This is a genomic window from Micromonospora sp. CA-248260 (genome assembly GCF_050942205.1).
Taxonomy (GTDB): domain Bacteria; phylum Actinomycetota; class Actinomycetes; order Mycobacteriales; family Micromonosporaceae; genus Micromonospora; species Micromonospora antibiotica.
Map to the genome: position 1 here is coordinate 48,576 of NZ_CP192022.1, position 14,788 is coordinate 63,363.

The 14,788-nt window shown below is 72.4% G+C and carries 15 protein-coding genes; 5 read left to right on the forward strand and 10 right to left on the reverse strand.

Translation table 11 applies throughout. The features are described from left to right. Nucleotide 1 precedes the first annotated feature (1 nt). The 9 genes from ACQP2H_RS31875 to ACQP2H_RS31915 all read right to left on the reverse strand — a co-directional run bounded on the left by ACQP2H_RS31875 (nt 2) and on the right by ACQP2H_RS31915 (nt 8,716). Nucleotides 2-334, reverse strand: coding sequence for a hypothetical protein (locus tag ACQP2H_RS31875; RefSeq protein ID WP_433233880.1), 333 nt, complete (start codon nt 332-334; stop codon nt 2-4). 295 nt (nt 335-629) lie between these two features. Beyond that, nucleotides 630-1,100, reverse strand: coding sequence for a DUF4913 domain-containing protein (locus ACQP2H_RS31880; RefSeq protein ID WP_433233883.1), 471 nt, complete (start codon nt 1,098-1,100; stop codon nt 630-632). Beyond that, nucleotides 1,097-2,875 carry a type IV secretory system conjugative DNA transfer family protein gene (locus ACQP2H_RS31885; protein ID WP_433233886.1) on the reverse strand — a complete coding sequence of 593 codons (1,779 nt, stop codon included), beginning with the start codon at nt 2,873-2,875 and terminating at the stop codon, nt 1,097-1,099. Before ACQP2H_RS31885 ends, ACQP2H_RS31880 begins: the two co-directional genes overlap by 4 nt. Beyond that, the gene (locus ACQP2H_RS31890) at nt 2,872-4,356 is read right to left on the reverse strand and encodes an ATP/GTP-binding protein (RefSeq protein WP_433233889.1); all 1,485 of its coding nucleotides are present in this window, start codon (nt 4,354-4,356) and stop codon (nt 2,872-2,874) included. The genes ACQP2H_RS31885 and ACQP2H_RS31890 overlap by 4 nt, the downstream gene beginning before the upstream one ends. A gap of 11 nt (nt 4,357-4,367) precedes the next feature. Beyond that, complete coding sequence (locus ACQP2H_RS31895) at nt 4,368-5,834, reverse strand: SCO6880 family protein (protein WP_433233892.1); 1,467 nt, start codon at nt 5,832-5,834, stop codon at nt 4,368-4,370. Then, the gene (locus tag ACQP2H_RS31900) at nt 5,831-7,054 is read right to left on the reverse strand and encodes a hypothetical protein (protein WP_433233895.1); all 1,224 of its coding nucleotides are present in this window, start codon (nt 7,052-7,054) and stop codon (nt 5,831-5,833) included. The genes ACQP2H_RS31895 and ACQP2H_RS31900 overlap by 4 nt, the downstream gene beginning before the upstream one ends. Before the next feature lie 47 nt (nt 7,055-7,101). Further along, nucleotides 7,102-7,761, reverse strand: a complete 660-nt coding sequence (locus tag ACQP2H_RS31905; protein ID WP_433233897.1) for a hypothetical protein — start codon at nt 7,759-7,761, stop codon at nt 7,102-7,104. Between the two features lie 86 nt (nt 7,762-7,847). Further along, the gene (locus ACQP2H_RS31910) at nt 7,848-8,171 is read right to left on the reverse strand and encodes a hypothetical protein (protein WP_398694344.1); all 324 of its coding nucleotides are present in this window, start codon (nt 8,169-8,171) and stop codon (nt 7,848-7,850) included. Next, on the reverse strand, nt 8,168-8,716 hold the full coding sequence (locus tag ACQP2H_RS31915) for a hypothetical protein (RefSeq protein ID WP_433233901.1): 549 nt from the start codon (nt 8,714-8,716) through the stop codon (nt 8,168-8,170). The genes ACQP2H_RS31910 and ACQP2H_RS31915 overlap by 4 nt, the downstream gene beginning before the upstream one ends. Before the next feature lie 214 nt (nt 8,717-8,930). Between ACQP2H_RS31915 and ACQP2H_RS31920 the strand changes: the two genes are divergently transcribed. Next, nucleotides 8,931-9,428, forward strand: a complete 498-nt coding sequence (locus ACQP2H_RS31920) for a hypothetical protein (RefSeq protein ID WP_433233903.1) — start codon at nt 8,931-8,933, stop codon at nt 9,426-9,428. Beyond that, nucleotides 9,425-10,561, forward strand: a complete 1,137-nt coding sequence (locus ACQP2H_RS31925; protein ID WP_433233906.1) for a M23 family metallopeptidase — start codon at nt 9,425-9,427, stop codon at nt 10,559-10,561. The genes ACQP2H_RS31920 and ACQP2H_RS31925 overlap by 4 nt, the downstream gene beginning before the upstream one ends. 68 nt (nt 10,562-10,629) lie before the next feature. On the opposite strand, the gene ACQP2H_RS31930 is transcribed toward ACQP2H_RS31925, so the two are convergent. Further along, nucleotides 10,630-10,956, reverse strand: a complete 327-nt coding sequence (locus ACQP2H_RS31930; RefSeq protein ID WP_433233909.1) for a hypothetical protein — start codon at nt 10,954-10,956, stop codon at nt 10,630-10,632. A gap of 412 nt (nt 10,957-11,368) precedes the next feature. Between ACQP2H_RS31930 and ACQP2H_RS31935 the strand changes: the two genes are divergently transcribed. The 3 genes from ACQP2H_RS31935 to ACQP2H_RS31945 are packed head-to-tail and all read left to right on the forward strand — an operon-like array spanning nt 11,369 to nt 14,560. Further along, complete coding sequence (locus ACQP2H_RS31935; RefSeq protein ID WP_433233912.1) at nt 11,369-11,809, forward strand: plasmid mobilization protein; 441 nt, start codon at nt 11,369-11,371, stop codon at nt 11,807-11,809. Beyond that, on the forward strand, nt 11,809-13,308 hold the full coding sequence (locus ACQP2H_RS31940) for a relaxase/mobilization nuclease domain-containing protein (RefSeq protein ID WP_433233915.1): 1,500 nt from the start codon (nt 11,809-11,811) through the stop codon (nt 13,306-13,308). The genes ACQP2H_RS31935 and ACQP2H_RS31940 overlap by 1 nt, the downstream gene beginning before the upstream one ends. Before the next feature lie 28 nt (nt 13,309-13,336). Continuing rightward, entirely contained in the window at nt 13,337-14,560 is a 1,224-nt protein-coding gene (locus ACQP2H_RS31945; RefSeq protein ID WP_433233918.1) for a hypothetical protein, read from the forward strand. The last annotated feature ends 228 nt before the right edge of the window (nt 14,561-14,788 follow it).

Below are 14,788 nucleotides of genomic sequence, written 5' to 3' on the forward strand. Positions count from 1 at the left end.
CTCAGTAGGGCCAGCCGAGGCTGGCGAGTGCCCTCGGCACCGGTTCCAGGCTGCGGTCGTCGAGGAGGTCGTGCACCTGCTGCTCGGTCAGCAGCCGGTGAGCTTCGAGATTGTCCTGGTAGCGCTGCCCGTCCCAGGTCAGCGGGATGAGGGTGAAGGTATCTGGGTCGAACGCGTCGTGGTACGAGAAGGCACCGTGGTGGGCCAGCCAGGTGATGTTGGCTGGCTCGGCGTTGACGTGCTCCTGGGCCAGGTCCAGCGCCTTGGCGGCGACGCCAGCCATGTCGTCGGCGATGCCGTGGCGGTCGTCGTTGGAGCGGATCTCAGACGCCACTGCCACGACCCGACCGGCGAGTGGGTAGAGGCGTACCAAGCAGTGGGCTTGGCCACCGCGGCGATGCGGCCAGTGCACGATTGCGCTGACGTGGCCGTCGGAGTCGAGGACTACCGGCGAGTTGCTGATCACTGCGAGCGCTCTCCTTCTGAGGGGCGATCTGGCCTCATCGTGATTCGGTGGAATCAACGATCGCCGCCGTTGGACAGTTGAGCGAGCACCTCTGGGTGAAGGCTCCACCAGAAGCACTCGGGTTCGGTGTGCTTGACGGGATGGGGGACAGTCCGACTGCCTGCTATGAGTCGGGCAGTTGCGCCAGCACCTCGGCTGGCGCGGGCTCGACGGGCAGGGCCTCGGGGTCGCGGTGTCGGGTTCCGCAGCGGGCGAACGGTCCGAGGTCGCCGGTCAGGGCGGCGAGGTGGGGGTCGAGGTGGTCACGCCACCAGATGCTCATGCCGGTGTGCGGGTCGTTGACCCGTAGCGTCTCCCAGGCTCGCCACAGCGCGTAGAGGCGGGACAGCGCCTCGGGGTGCGCCCACCAGCGGGGGCACCAGTTGATGCCGGGGGTGGGTCCGGTGGCGACCCGCCGCTCGACGACCTGTGCGAGGTACCCGGTGACGAACTGGTCGACGTCGCGGAAGGCCGGCTGTGGTGCGTCTTGGTCGTCGGGGGCGTCTGGCGCGTCGGGTGTACCGGTGAGCTGGTCGAGCAGGGTGCTCAGGTCGGCGACCGGGTCGGTGGCCGGTCCGGATGCGGGACTGGTCATGCGGTGGGCTCCGGTGGGGCGTCGGGGGACAGGGTCCAGTCGGTGCGCTTGTCGGGGTCCCAGCGGGCGATGGAGGCGCGGATCGCGGCGGCGTGTGGCCCGTCCTGCCAGGGGGCGGTGCGGGCGAGCGCGGGTGGGGCGCCGGAGGCGTAGACGACCATCCGGCCGCGTGGCAGGGCGTGCAGGTCGGCGACGTCGAGGATGCGTTGGCGGCGGGTGGCGTGGGACACCGACCGTTGGCCCCACCCGGACCCGCTGGTGCTGGTCGACCTGGTCGTGACGTCGTGCTCACCGATCAGCTTCGACAGCTCTTCCAGCCAGTCGGGGTCGGCGACGCCGCCGCCGTAGGTGCGGACGTTCGCGGCGGACCAGAGTTTGCGCATGCCCTCGCGGCCCCACACGTCGACGCCTTGGGGGTAGGACTGGAGGATCGTGATGATCGGCAGGCCGTGGCTGCCGTAGTACGAGTACAGCGAGGGCAACTGGCGTAGGCGGCAGATGTTCGCGGCTTCGTCGAGGATGCTCAGCAGCGGTGGGTCGAGGCGGCGGCCGGTCGAGGCGCGGGCGCGTAGCTCTCCGGCGCGCAGGACGGTGTCGGTGAGGGCGGCGACCAGGGGTGCGGGGGAGCCGGGGCCGCCCTGGGAGAGCAGGTACAGCACGTCGGTGGACGTCACGAACGCGGCCGGGTCGAACTCGCGTACCCCGCCCCGGGTGGGTGGGGTGACCCAGGCGGTGACGGCTGGTTCGGTGAGGCACGTGAGCATCTTCTGTGCGCCGGCGTAGATGCCGCCGCGGGTCTTGTCGGGCATGTTGACCACGCCGGCCACCGCGTCGCCGGGCAGCGCGAAGCCGTGCTCGCGCAGCAGCATCGCGGGTTCGTCGTCGCGGGGGCTGACCGCCCACCGGTACGCGGCGAGGATGTCCCGTCCGGAGCACGCGGCGGCCAGCAGCAGGTTCGCCACCAGTTCCTCGCTGGACGGGTCGAAGAAGGCGTCGCGGCTGACGCCCGGCTCGCGTTCGGCGGAGGCGAAGTGCTCGGCGAGGCGGCGGGCGTCGGTGATGGTGGCCACGGCGCGTAGCGGGTTCCACCACATGCCCTGGTCGGTGCCGAGGATGTGCTGCGGGTCGAACGCCCACACGGTGCCCCGGGCGGCGCGGACCTCGCGGGTGGCGTCGACGATGTCGCCCTTGACGCTGGTGACCAGGGTGGGTCCGGGGGCGGCGACGATGGCGGGGATCGCCCGGCAGGTGGTCTTGCCGGTGCGGGGGCCCCAGATGTCGACGGCCATGTCCTCCCAGGACTGCCGCAGCGGCATCCCGCCGGCGACGGTGTGGGCGATGAGCACGCCGAGCTGGTCGGGGTCGGGCCGGTCGACGTCGGCGAGGCTCGGCCGTAGCCGCCGGCCGCTGTCGGCGACGCCCTGGGGGCTGAGGTGGGCGAGGTCCTTGCGGGTGGCCATCCGGCGGGCGGCGGAGTCGACCCGGGTACGACGCCGGCGTGACCACCGCCAGGCCGTCACCGCCGCGGTGGTCAGCAGCGCCAGGACGGCGACCTCGGCGACCACGACGAGCGTGCAGGCGGTGGTCCAGGTGATCTCGCCGCGCAGCACCGCCGTGGTCACCCGGATCGGGCCGCCTGCGGTGTAGCCGGGTGGCCGGGTGAGCAGGACCGGCAGCCACACTCCGACGGCCAGGACTAGGGCCAGGGCGGCGATGCCGCCCGCGATCAGGCCGGCGTCGTCGTGGCCGCCGCGCGGCCCGGCCGGGCGGCTCACGCCATCGTCCAGCGGAAGTCGGTGTTGCCGAGCTGCTTCTCCGTCTCGGTGGGTTCCAGGTGTACCGGGATGCCCGGTCGGGAGCCGACCTTGATGAGGAAGTTGCCCCGGCCGACGGTCTCGCTGCCCTCGGTGGCCGTCCAGGACGGCGGTGCCGACCAGGACAGCACCTCCCGTCGTTCGGCGTGCGACAGGGGCCGGACCCGGGAGACGGCGTCCAGCTCCTGCTCCGAGCAGGGGCCGATCATCAGCACCGCCGACCGTTCGGCGAACCCGCGCGCCTTGGCCCGGTCGTGGGCGGTGGGCAGGGCTTCCAGGTCGGCGAGGCTGTGGGTGATGAACGCGGTGCCGGTGCCCTTCTGCCGGTTGAGCCGGGTGAGGCCGTCGGCGCGGTCGACCAGGCCGTGGCCGACGCGCAGCGCCCGCCACAGCTCGTCCAGGACGGTGAAGAACGTGCGGGCGGGGGCGAGACCGAGGTCGGCCATCAGGTGCGCGGCTTCGACCTGGGCGAAGCCGTAGGACCAGGTCGACAGGAGGGTCGCGGCGGTGCGCAGCTCGTCGGTGTCGTCGATGCTGGAGATGTCGACGCACACGGCCGGGGTGTCGAGGCGGATCGCGGTGGTGGTCTGCCCCTCGAAGGTGTCGCCGAGCGGGCCGTGTAGCAGCGCCAGCAGGGTGCGGCGTAGCCCGTTGGTCTCGTCGCGGAAGCGGTGCAGGTCCTGGTCTTCCTGCCAGAGGGTGACCGCGCGGACCTCCGGCGGGGCGTCGCGGATGACGCGCAGGACGTCGGAGAGCACCGGCGGGAGGTCGGTCTCGCGGTCGGCGAGGTAGCGCAGCGCGGCGGACAGCACGGTGGTCTCATCCGAGCTGACGGGTCCGCGTCGGACGAGGGTGGCCAGGGCGACCAGCATGTTCAGCCGCCGGTCGGTGACGGCGGAACGCACCACCGCGGCGGTGCGCTCGTCGACGCGGTCGAGGACCTGCCGCCACGGGCCGGCGTCGAGGGGGTTGATCCGGTCCAGGCCGGGCCCGACGCGCAGCACCTGCCCGCCCAGGGCACGGACCAGCTCGGCGTAGTCGGGCTTGAGGTCGCCGAGGATCAGCGGCGTGACGCCCTGGGCGGTGAGGCCGAGGACCATCCGCCGCACGGCCGTGGACTTGCCCATGCCGGGCTCGCCCTCGATCCACACCGACGGGTTGTTGATCAGGCGGGCGCGGGTGTACCAGGAGATCGGGTCGAAGCACACCGCGCTGCCGGTGTAGAGGTGCCGGCCGATCGGCACGCCGATCATCGGCGTCGACGCGCCGGTGCCGAACGGGAACAGGCCGCACACCTGCACGGTGGTGCCCCGGTACTCCGTCGGTGGCTCGATGTAGGACCAGGCGCCGCCGCCGGGCCCGCTGTGGCCGAGCCGGCCGGGTCGGCGGCCGGCGGGTCGACGCGGCGGGGGTGGGGTGGCGTCGCGGGTGCTGATGGTCATGCCGGCACGTCCTAGAAGGGGATGGTGGCGTGGGTGGGCAGGACCACTCCGGCGGGCAGGCTGGCGGCGAACCCGGCGGCCTGGCAGCCGAACATGGGGCGTAGCGCCAGGCGGGCTTCACCGGCGCGGGCCCGGATGATGCCGGTGGCCTCATCGAGGTGCTTGTCGTCGGCGACGGTGGCGGTGACCAGCACGGTGAACCGGACGACTCCCGCGCCGGTGGCCTCTTCCTCGGCGGCCTGCTCGGCGGCGGCCAGGTCGGTGAGGTCCCGGGCGCTGGCGCGGTGCTTCTTGCTGGCCAGGAACCGGGCGTCGCGCTTGTCGGACTCGACCAGCCGGGCGGCCTCGCCGGGGGAGTACGGCCGGTAGATCATGGTGACGCGCTTGCGCAGCAGTTGCGGGTCCGGCTCGGTGAGCCGGGAGAACAGCCGGCTGTACACCACCCCGCGAGGGGCCTCCACCAGGCACCAGGTGCGCGACACCCCGGAGTCGTGGCGGTAGGAGTCCCAGCTCTCCCGGGTGGCCACCGGCCCGGCCTGGGTCCAGTCGGGGGTCAGCCGGGGGTCGCGGGCGAGGTCCAGGGCGGCGGCCGGGTCGTACGCGGCGCGCACCACCCCGGCGAGTCCTCGGGCGGACATCGGCGTGATGCCCGCGCCGGTCGCGCCGGTGAGCCCGGCGTGCAGGTGCGGCAGCCGGGCGGCGACCTCGCGGCACACGTCCTCGTGCGACATCGACCGGCCGGGCGGCGCGGTGTAGGTCAGCGACACCCGGGTGTCCACGGTCGCCGACCCGGCCGGGTAGGACTGCACGACGTCGTCGAGGACCTGCAACGCCAGCGCGGGCGCGTCCGGTCGGCTGGTGGCGGCCACCTCGGCGGCGAGCCGGGTGCCCGGGTCCGGGGTGGTCTCGACGGTCACCTGGGCCTGCACGAGCTGCGGCTCCCGGGCTAGCGCCGACAGCCAGGACGCCAGGTGCCCGACGCGGGCGTCGATGACGCCCTGGTCGACTAGGTCCATGCCCTCGGGGGCGCAGCGCAGGGTGACGGTGTAGTGCCGGCTCTGGGGGACCACCACCACGGCGACGACGCCGGAGCGGCCGGTCTCCACCTCGTACACCTCGGAGCGGGCCAGGACCCCGGGTAGCTGGTGGGCGGCGGCCACCCGGGACGCGGCACCGGAGACGTAGATGTGGTGGCGGCGGGACCGGGCCAGCCACCAGGCGACGCGGGCGGTGATGACCTGGAATCCGGTGCGCCCGTTGATCCGGATCGCCAGCGGCGCGAGGACCAGCAGCCCGGTGGTCGCGGTGACCAGGGAGGCCAGCACGGACACGGGCAGCATCGCGGCGGCGAGGACCATGACCAGGAACGCGGCGATGGTGCCGACCGGGCCGAGCCCGAACAGGCCGGCACCACGGCCCAACCTCCAGTTGCCGTAGGTGCGCTGGTCGCGGGTCTGCTCCCGCACGCCGGTGCTCACGAGCCCTCACCGTCGGTTGCCCCGGACGCGGTGCCGCCGACCTTACGCACGGCTGCCGGGCCGGCCTTGGCGGCGGCGACGGCCGCGACAGCGGCGATACCGATGGGGCCGGCTGCTGCGGCTGCTCCCGCGCCCGCGCCGGCACTCCCCGCTGCGGTGGAAGCACCGGCCTGGCTCCCCGACGCGCCCGCGCCCGCACCCGTACCCGCGCCAGCCGGTCCGGATGCGGTGGTGGTCGTTGGAGTACCTGATCCGCCTCCGGATGGCCGTGACGTCGGGTAGGGCGGATCGCTGGGGCCTGAACCGTCCGGGCGCTCCGGACCGCGACCGCCACCGGAGTGCTTGCCGCCCCCGCCCCCGCCTCCACCGTTCGTGCCGGCGAGCCGCACAGCGCCGGTGGCGATCTGACCGGCTGCGGATCCGGCGGCGATGGCCGCGCCACCACCGCCACTGCTGGACAGCACGGACACGGCCGGGGCGATGAGCCGCATCAGGGCGGGCAACGCCACGATGGCCATGGCGAACATGACCAGGCCGGTCAGGATGTCGGTCAGGCTCTGACCTTGGCCGAGCCAGAACACCGCCGCGTAGATCGTCGCTGCGGCCGGCTTGTAGAGCACCAGGGCCAGCAGCCAGGTGAGGTAGCGGCTGCGCACGGAGCCGCCGACGGCGGCGGCCACGGGAAGGAGCCCGGCCAGCAGCACCAGGCCGGCGTTGCGGGCCAGCAGCAGCAGGAGCTGCACCATCGAGGACAGGAACAGCATCATCGAGATGCCGATCGCCACCAGCGCTGGCAGGCCGGTGGGGTTGGCGACGGCCGGGGTGAGCAGGAGCAGCCGCTTGCCGAGGTCACCGTTGGCGGAGGCCGACAGGATCCAGTCCGCGTAGGCGTCGCCGATCTCGGTGAGTATTCGCACGGCCGGTACGCCCGCTCCGGCGATCACGACCAGCAGAACGAGGTTCTTGCCGAGCGTGCCGGCTTCCCGGCCGTCACGTTCCAGGGCCATCTTGGTCGCGGAGAACAGCACCGACCCGACGGCGATCGCGGCGACTGCCCAGCCGGTGTACGCCTGCAGGTGTTTGATCACCCCGGACTCTTGCGACACCACGGGGCTGGGGATGGTCAACCACCCGGCGACCAACGTCTCCAACATCTTCGCGGCGGCTTGTGATGCCTGTTCGGCCAGCCCGTCGAGGAACCCGCTGGCGGTGTTCTGCACGATCTGACCGGGAATACAAGCCGGGATGACTATGGGGCACTCGGGCACTACTGCGGCCCCCACTCGACTACCCCGGTGAGGTCGTTGGTTCGGCGGTTCACCGAAATCCATGCGCCTCCGGGCGGTGCCTGCATCCGCCAGTCGCCGTCGCGCCAGAGGAGAGTCAACGACAGGACGTGATACTGCGGTGCGCCGGCCGATGGTGCCCGGAGAACGAGTCCAATCACCGCGGTGTCGGGCGTGTAGGACTGATAGCTGAAGCCGGCGATCTTGCTGACCGCGCCGTAGTCGACTGAACTGTCGTCGACGGTGCCCATCTCGGCCAACAGGCGGTCTCGGTCGGCGCTGGGCACGAACTGGCGTTCGATGGTGGGCTTCCAGTATTCCCGCCCAAGAGAGGACCGCATCAGGATCTGCCCTGCAGCGATGAGGGCACCCTCGGGGGTGTGGGCGTATCCGGAGGCGGTGGTGTCGGTGACCGTCTTCGGGCCGGCGGCGACGCTGACCGGCACAGGTAGCTGTCCGGCCAGTTCCCATCGCACACCGGACGGGGCGGTGGTCGGCACGGTGGTCGGCAGGGCCTGCGGCGCGGTGCTGTCAGCGGACGGAGGACTCGCCGAGGGTGCCTCTCCGGTCGTACCGGTGCCGTCGTCGGTGAGCGTGGACACCGCGATGATGGCCCCGGCGACGAGGACGATCAGCGCCAATACCGCCGAGGCGATGAACCCCGGACGGGTCCAGGGCGGACGGTCGGCGAAGTCCTGGGTTGAGCGCGACATCGGTTCCTCCTAGATCAGATCAGCGCGGAGACCACCGCGGACGCGCTGCCGATGAGCATGCATGCGGCGAACACCCAGCCGAGCTGGGAGATGTTGCTGTCGTCGCCGCGGCGGTGCGAGATGGCCATCTTCGCGGCGGTGTAGAGCACCCCGCCGACGCAGGCGGTGGTGGCCAGGTAGGCGACCCACTTGAGGACGGTGAGGATCTTGTCTCCCACCCCGGGTGGGGGTGCACCGCCGCCCGGGTCGGGGACCGGCGCGTTCGTGGGCTCGGGCGCGGCGGCTATCAGGTGGTCGAGGTGGGTTCGCAGGTGGTCGAGGTGTTCGATCAGGGTCATCGTGGGCTCTCTTGGGGTGGGTGGATCTTCTGCTGGATCGCGTGGCGTAGTGCCTCGATGTCCGGGGATGCGCCGACGTCATGAGGGTCGTCGGCGGCGAGCAGGGCGTCGACCCAGCCGACATTCCACACCGCTGGTGCCCAGCCGCGTAGCAGGTGCAGCCGGTCGGTGACGATGCGCGGAGGGCGGCGCGGGGACGCGGCGACAGCGACCACGCCGAGCACCCCGACCGGGCCGGGCATGCCGGAGCGGCGACGCCACTGCTCGATGGCACCGGTCGCGGCCCAGGAGCCGGATGCCGTGGCACGGCAGACCAGCACGACGTGGGCCGGTGGCGTCGCCGGCGTGACGAGCGGCCAGCCACGGCTGCCGAAGTCCAGTCCGATGCCGGTCAGCCGCGCGAGCGTGGTGACGCCCGCTCCACCGTGGCAGCCGACCCACCACACTGGTGGCCACGCGGGCAGATTCGGCGGAATCACGGCGAAGGGCAGCGCGGGAGCGGGGCCGGGACGGGTGCGCGTCCTCGCCACGGTGGTCGTCTTCATCGACAGCCGTACCACCGCACGTAGCTACACCCCGTCACTCGATGCCTCCCCCGTGTGTCAAGGTCACCGACGAGTACCCGACAGTAGCACTGCGTTTACGAATGGATCTATGGTTATCCCTCGCTGCAATAGGACGCGAAAGGCAGCACGGGGGAGGCGTCGAATGGCACGGAAAGGCTGTGCATCTGCCTGCATCGATAGGACCGTACCGGGCGTGGCGTTGGTGATGCTCGTGATGGCGGGGTGCGCGCCCGGGGCGGGTCGGGAGACGCCTGCGCCGGTGGACAGCAGCCCGTATCCGGCGGCCGTGGCTGGTGGTGGATCGGCTGGGTCGAGCGTGGAGCCGCCGGGCGGTGACGACCACGACCACGATGTGCCGAGCCTGCCCGCGCCTGCGGCGGACCGGGCGGTGCCGGTGGCGGCGACGTTCGCGGCGGCGTGGGCGCGGTCTGACCTGTCGGCGGCAGCGTGGCGGCGGGGTGTGGCGGCGAGCTGTGAGGAGAGCTTCGCCCGGTCGCTGCGCACGGTGGACCCGTCCCGGGTGCCGGCCACGCGGGTGACGGGACGGCCGGTGGTCAAGCACGCGCCGCAGGACGGCACGGCGGTGTTCGAGGTGCCCACGGATGCCGGGACGCTGACGGTCTGGCTCGCAGGCTTGAACGGTCGGTGGCTTGTCGTGGACGCCGACTTCCGCCGGGCGGTCAGCCGGTGAACCGTGCGCCGATCGCCGTGGGTGTGGCGGTGTTGGCGGTCGTTGCAGTGCTGTGCGGTGGCATGGTCGGGCTGCCGCTGATGATGTTCGGGCAAGCCAGTGCAGAAGCGGCGGGGTGCGAGGTGCCGTCGGTGTCCGGCTCGCCGGTGCCGGGGGTCGGGTCGTGGGGTAGCGCGGAGAGGACGAACGCCGCCGCGATCGTCGCGGCCGGCCGGCAGCGTGAGGTGCCGGCGCGCGGTTACGTCATCGCGCTGGCGACCGCGATGCAGGAGTCCACGTTGCGCAACCTGGCCAACGCCAACGTGCCGGAGTCGCTGACCCTGCCGCACGAGGGTGTGGGCCGGGATCACGACTCGGTCGGGCTGTTCCAGCAGCGGCCCGGCTGGGGCAGCGTGCGGGAGCGGATGACGCCGAGCTACGCGGCCGGGAAGTTCTACGAGGCCCTGGTGCGGGTCGACGGCTGGGAGCGGATGCGGTTGACCGATGCGGCGCAAGCCGTGCAGCGCTCCGGCCTGCCGGAGGCGTACCAGAAGTGGGAGGACGACGCCGAGCAGCTCGCCGCGCAGGTTCTCGGTCTGCCGAGCATCGACGACATCGGCGGCGGGGCACCAATAGCACCATGCGGGGTCGACGACCTGGGGCCGGTGTTCGTCGGTCCCGGTGGTTGGGTGCAGCCCGTCCGCGCGAAGATCGTCAGCCCGTTCGGGTCGCGGGGTGGCCGGCTACACGCGGGCGTGGACCTGTCCAAGGCAGGCATCCGCGGCGACGAGATCCGGGCGGCGGCGGCCGGGGTGGTGGAGCAGGTCAAGTGCGACTGGTACACCACGTGCGACCGGGACGGCAACACCCGTCAGCGTGGCTGCGGATGGTACGTCGACATCCGGCACCCGGGCAACACCGTCACCCGCTACTGCCACATGATCCGGCGTCCCGAGGTGTCCATCGGTCAGCAGGTCACGGCCGGCGCGGTCATCGGGTTCGTCGGCAGCAGCGGCGGCAGCTCGGGACCTCACCTGCACTTCGAGGTGCACCTGAAGGTGCGGCCAGGGCCGTTCCATGCCAACAGCGGCAACGCGGTCGACCCGGTGCCGTTCATGTTGCAGCGGGGCGCGCCACTGGGGCCGGCGTCATGACCGGGCTGCGTCCGGCGGTCTCCCTGCCCACGGGCAGGGAGACCGCCGGACGGTCGAGGGTCCGGGGATCAGGGTTGATCCGGGTGGTCGGGCGACGCGACCTGATCGGCGGGTTCGGGGGCCGTCGACCGTGCCGACCGGCGGCGACGCGACGGGCCCTGGTCGGGTGCGTCCAGGCCGAGTTTGGTCAGCTCATCAGGCGTCCAGCCGCCTGCCAGTGCTGCGGAGTACCGGGCGTTGTAGTGGTCGTTGGCCTGGCGCAGGGCTTCGGCGAGTTGGTCGCGTTCGTGCCGTGCCGTCGCGGCCTCGCCGACCAGGTTGGCGCGCTCGCGCAGGAGCCGCAGGGCCGCCTTCTCGGTTTCGCTGCGAATGGCTTTGGCGCTCTGCTCGACCATGGAGTCCTCCCCAAGATCACGACGGTCGGGTGGGTATGGGCGCTGAGCTTAGCGGTCAAGATCGATCGGTGCGGTACCGGTTTTGCGGCCGTCCGACCTGCCGACGGGGGTGTGTTTCCTACCCGTCGAGGCCGTCGGCCAGGTCCAAGGGCTGCCCGTCGATTCCTCGCGCGGCAGCGCGCGTTCTGGACGTTCGGTGGCGTGCGGGTGTCGTCATCAGCTCCCGCGACGTGGGGGTTCCGCGCGCACCGTCGGGTGTGGTGTACGTCGCCGCGCCCCCGCACCGTTGGCACACGGACGATCGCCTTCGGCGGGGGAGCAAGTTGGAGTAAAAGTCTGACTTTTGGTCAGACGGGCCGCATAGCGGCCGGTCAGGAGACGGCGGGTCACCCTCGTCGGGAGGGTGGTCGACGTGGTTGACCCTGCGCAGGTCGGCGTGGTCCGGTTCGGTGCGAGCGAGCGCCGACGGCGTGCCCACAACGACGATGATCCGCGCGTGCACCGGGTGACCGTGAGGTTGTCCGACGCGGAGATGGCGGCGGTCGAGGCGAACGCGGCGGCGGCCCGGATGGCCACCTCGGCGTACCTGGCCGAGGTCGGAACGGCACCACTGGTGCCCGCCCCGGCCGGCGGAGGCGGGGGAGAAGCGGGTCCACTGCTGGTCGAGCTGATGGGCGTGCACCGGCAGGTGCGCGGTGCGGCGCACAACCTCAACCAGGCCGTGGCCCGGCTGCACTCCACCGGTGAGCCGTCCGGGGATCTGGCCGCGACGGCGGCGTACCTGGCCCGGGTCGCGGCGCGCGTCGACGAGCTGGTCACCGCGATCGCCGCCGCGCAGACGGGCCGCCGCTGATGATCCCGAAGGTCACGTACGGCACCGACGTCACCGGGCTGCTGAAGTACCTGTTCGGTCCGGGAAAGGCTGAGGAGCACGTCAACCCGCACCTGGTCGCCGGGTATGACGATGTGGCGCTGCTCGCCCCGATGCAACGTGACGGCGGCGGCAGGTGGTCGCTGGGGGAGCTGGGTGCGCGGTTGAAAGCGCCGCAGATCGCCGCCGGGGAGCGCGGGGTGAAGCAGTACGTGTGGCAGTGCTCGCTGAGTCTGCCGGCCCAGGAAGGGCAGCTCGATGACGCGACCTGGGGGCGCATCGCGGGCCGGTTCGTCGCCGAGATGGGCTTCACGGGGGACGCGGAGCGGGCCGGCTGCCGGTGGGTCGCGGTGCGGCACGGGCTGTCGGCCAACGGCAACGACCACGTGCACCTGGTCGTCACCCTCGCCACCGAAGACGGGGCACCGGTGTGGCTGCGGCAGGACAAGCGGCGCAGCCAGCAGGTCGCCGACCTCCTGGAGGACGAGTTCGGGCTGGGCAAGTGGACGCCCGGCCGGGCGGGGGCGACGAAGCGGCCAGAGTTGGGCCGGCCGGAGGTCGACCGGGCCCGGCGCAGCGGTCAGGCACCGGACCGGGAGCTGCTGCGCCGCCAGGTTCGGGCGGCCCTGGCCGGGGCGGACAGCGAAGCCGAGTGGGTCGCGCGGATGAAGGGCGCGGGGCTGCTCGTCGCTGCGCGGACGGCAGCGGAAGACCCGAACCAGGTGGTCGGGTACGCGGTCGCGCTACGGCCGGCCGGAGTGGGCAAGCCGACCTGGTACGCGGGGCGCAGCCTGGACGGAGACCTCAGCCTGCCCCAGGTCCGCAAGCGATGGCCCGAGGCACAGCGACCCTCGGCCGAACAGTGGAAGGCAGCGGATTCCGCAGAATCGCGCCTGCGCAGTGAGGATCGGATGGCGGTGTGGCGGTCGTCCGCCGCCGTGCTGAAGGACGTCGCCGGCCGGCTGGCGGGGGTGGCTCCCGGCTCGCCGCAGTGGCCAGCGGTGGCGAGGGCCAGCGCCGAGCTGCTCGCCCGGGTGGCGGCGGCCACCGAACCGTCGGGGCGTGGCCCAGTGAGCCGAGCCGCCGATGCCCTGGCTCGCGCGGCGGCACCGCCGCGTCGAGCGCCAGCGCCCCCTTCATCGTCGGTCGCCCGGGAGTTGGGACGCGTGGCGGACGCCCTGTTGATGGCCGGACACGCCCGCGACGGTGGCGAGGCGGCGGTCCTGCTCGCCGTGGTCGTCCAGGCGGCCCGGCTCGTTGTGGCGCTGGCCGAGCTGCGCGCCGCGGAGCAACAGGCCCACGCTGCCGGCGCGGCTGCTGCTGCCGCCGCACACCTGATGCCCCTGCTCCAGTCGAGTAGCCCACCCGTCGACCAGGTGCGCGTGCCAACCCAGAGCGGCGTGCCGCAGCGGCCGGCCCACACCGTGCCGGGCCCGGTCCGATCCCGCGTCGATCCGAGCGTCGACCGGGATTCGCGTTGAGGAGGACGAGGTAGTGCCCGATAACGAGATGGCCGAGTTCCACCAGCGGGCCACTGCGGCGATGACCGCCGCGATCCAGGCCGCCAGCCAACTGGCCCAGCTGCTGATCGAGGTCCGCATCGTGCAACTACAACGGGCCGCGCGGGCCAGCGAGGAGCAGGCCCGGCAGGCCCGTGCGCAGGCGCGGGCGGCACAGCAGGCCGATGCGGCGGTGTGGCGGCCGGCGATGCGCCCGGGGTGGTGGCGCACTGCGGGGACGGAGGACATCGCCCAGGTGTGGCGTGCCGCATCGACGTGGCAGCACGTCGACCCCCGGGCGCAACAGGCGCGGCAGGTGGTGGTCGACCAGCTCGCCAAGCGAACCGGCCAGGCGGGTGAGAAACCCGAGCCGGCGCGGGAACCGGACGACATCGAGGTGCTTTCCGACGCCGTCGACCGGGCGGTCCGCGAGGCCACGGACCGGGCAGGCCGACCGGCGATGACCGAAGAGGCGGTCCGGGACAGGCAGGAGCGGATGGCCGCTGAGGTCCGCAAAGCGTGGCCATCTGGGCAGCGGGCCGACCGGGTACTCGGGTGTGAGGCGTGGGGTGCCCTGGCGTACACGCTGGACCAGGCGCAGCAGGCCGGCCACGACGTGCAGCAACTTCTGCACGGTGTGCCCGGCTTCGTGGACCGGGCCCGGACACCAGGGGCGTTCGCGTGCCGGGTGGTGCAGGACCAGCTCGACGGGCTTATCGACCTCGGCACGGTGCGCAGGGATCGAGACCGAGGCGACGCTCAGGGACAGTCGGCCCGCCCGGAGCGGTCCAGCCGTATGGTTCTGTCCGCCGTGGAGCAGGCGGGGATTCGGCGGGCGGGCGGTGTTGACGGTGAGCGCCTTCGCGCGGCGGCGGTCGCCTACTGGACAGGGCGGAAGGAGACTGCTGATCGGATCGACAGCGAGTCCACCTCGCGGGAGACGATCAAGCAGGTCAAGTATGCCGTCAACCGGCTTGCGGCCTATCGCAGACCGCAGGACACGATGCGGGTGTTCGGTGGGGAGCAGCCAGCGGACCAGACGGAAATCCTGGCCCGGGTTGATCGCCCAACGGAGGGGCCTATGTCCGGCAGTGACCCGGTGGTGACGGCGGCTCGGGCGTTTCCCGCCTCTACCCGCGACGCGGTGGCTGCTCCGCAGACCAGCAGTGGCGTAGCCGGGCAGGCCCCAGCGGTGACGGCCGGGGTGGCGGGAATCGACTCGCCCAGCCGGTAGGGTCTGTCGCCTCCGCGGGCCACGCTGTGCCGGAGGACAGGCAACGTGGCCGGCGCGAGAATCCGAACCCGACCAGTACACCATCAAGAGCCTGATGCGCCGGACGCTCAACGTTATCGGCGGTCCCGCCAACGGTGCCCTCGGACTCCTTTTGTCGGCTGCACCGGACTCCCGATCGAGTAGTGCAGTCCTGTTGGTGTTGAGCTGGCCATGGGGGAGGATCGCCAG

Excerpts from the sequence above, each read along its gene's own strand:
- ACQP2H_RS31890 (WP_433233889.1), bottom strand. The coding sequence starts at position 4,356 with ATGACCATCAGCACCCGCGACGCCACCCCACCCCCGCCGCGTCGACCC.
- ACQP2H_RS31915 (WP_433233901.1), bottom strand. The coding sequence starts at position 8,716 with ATGAAGACGACCACCGTGGCGAGGACGCGCACCCGTCCCGGCCCCGCT.
- ACQP2H_RS31945 (WP_433233918.1), top strand. The coding sequence starts at position 13,337 with ATGGCCGAGTTCCACCAGCGGGCCACTGCGGCGATGACCGCCGCGATC.
- ACQP2H_RS31940 (WP_433233915.1), top strand. The coding sequence starts at position 11,809 with ATGATCCCGAAGGTCACGTACGGCACCGACGTCACCGGGCTGCTGAAG.
- ACQP2H_RS31910 (WP_398694344.1), bottom strand. The coding sequence starts at position 8,171 with ATGACCCTGATCGAACACCTCGACCACCTGCGAACCCACCTCGACCAC.
- ACQP2H_RS31930 (WP_433233909.1), bottom strand. The coding sequence starts at position 10,956 with ATGGTCGAGCAGAGCGCCAAAGCCATTCGCAGCGAAACCGAGAAGGCG.
- ACQP2H_RS31880 (WP_433233883.1), bottom strand. The coding sequence starts at position 1,100 with ATGACCAGTCCCGCATCCGGACCGGCCACCGACCCGGTCGCCGACCTG.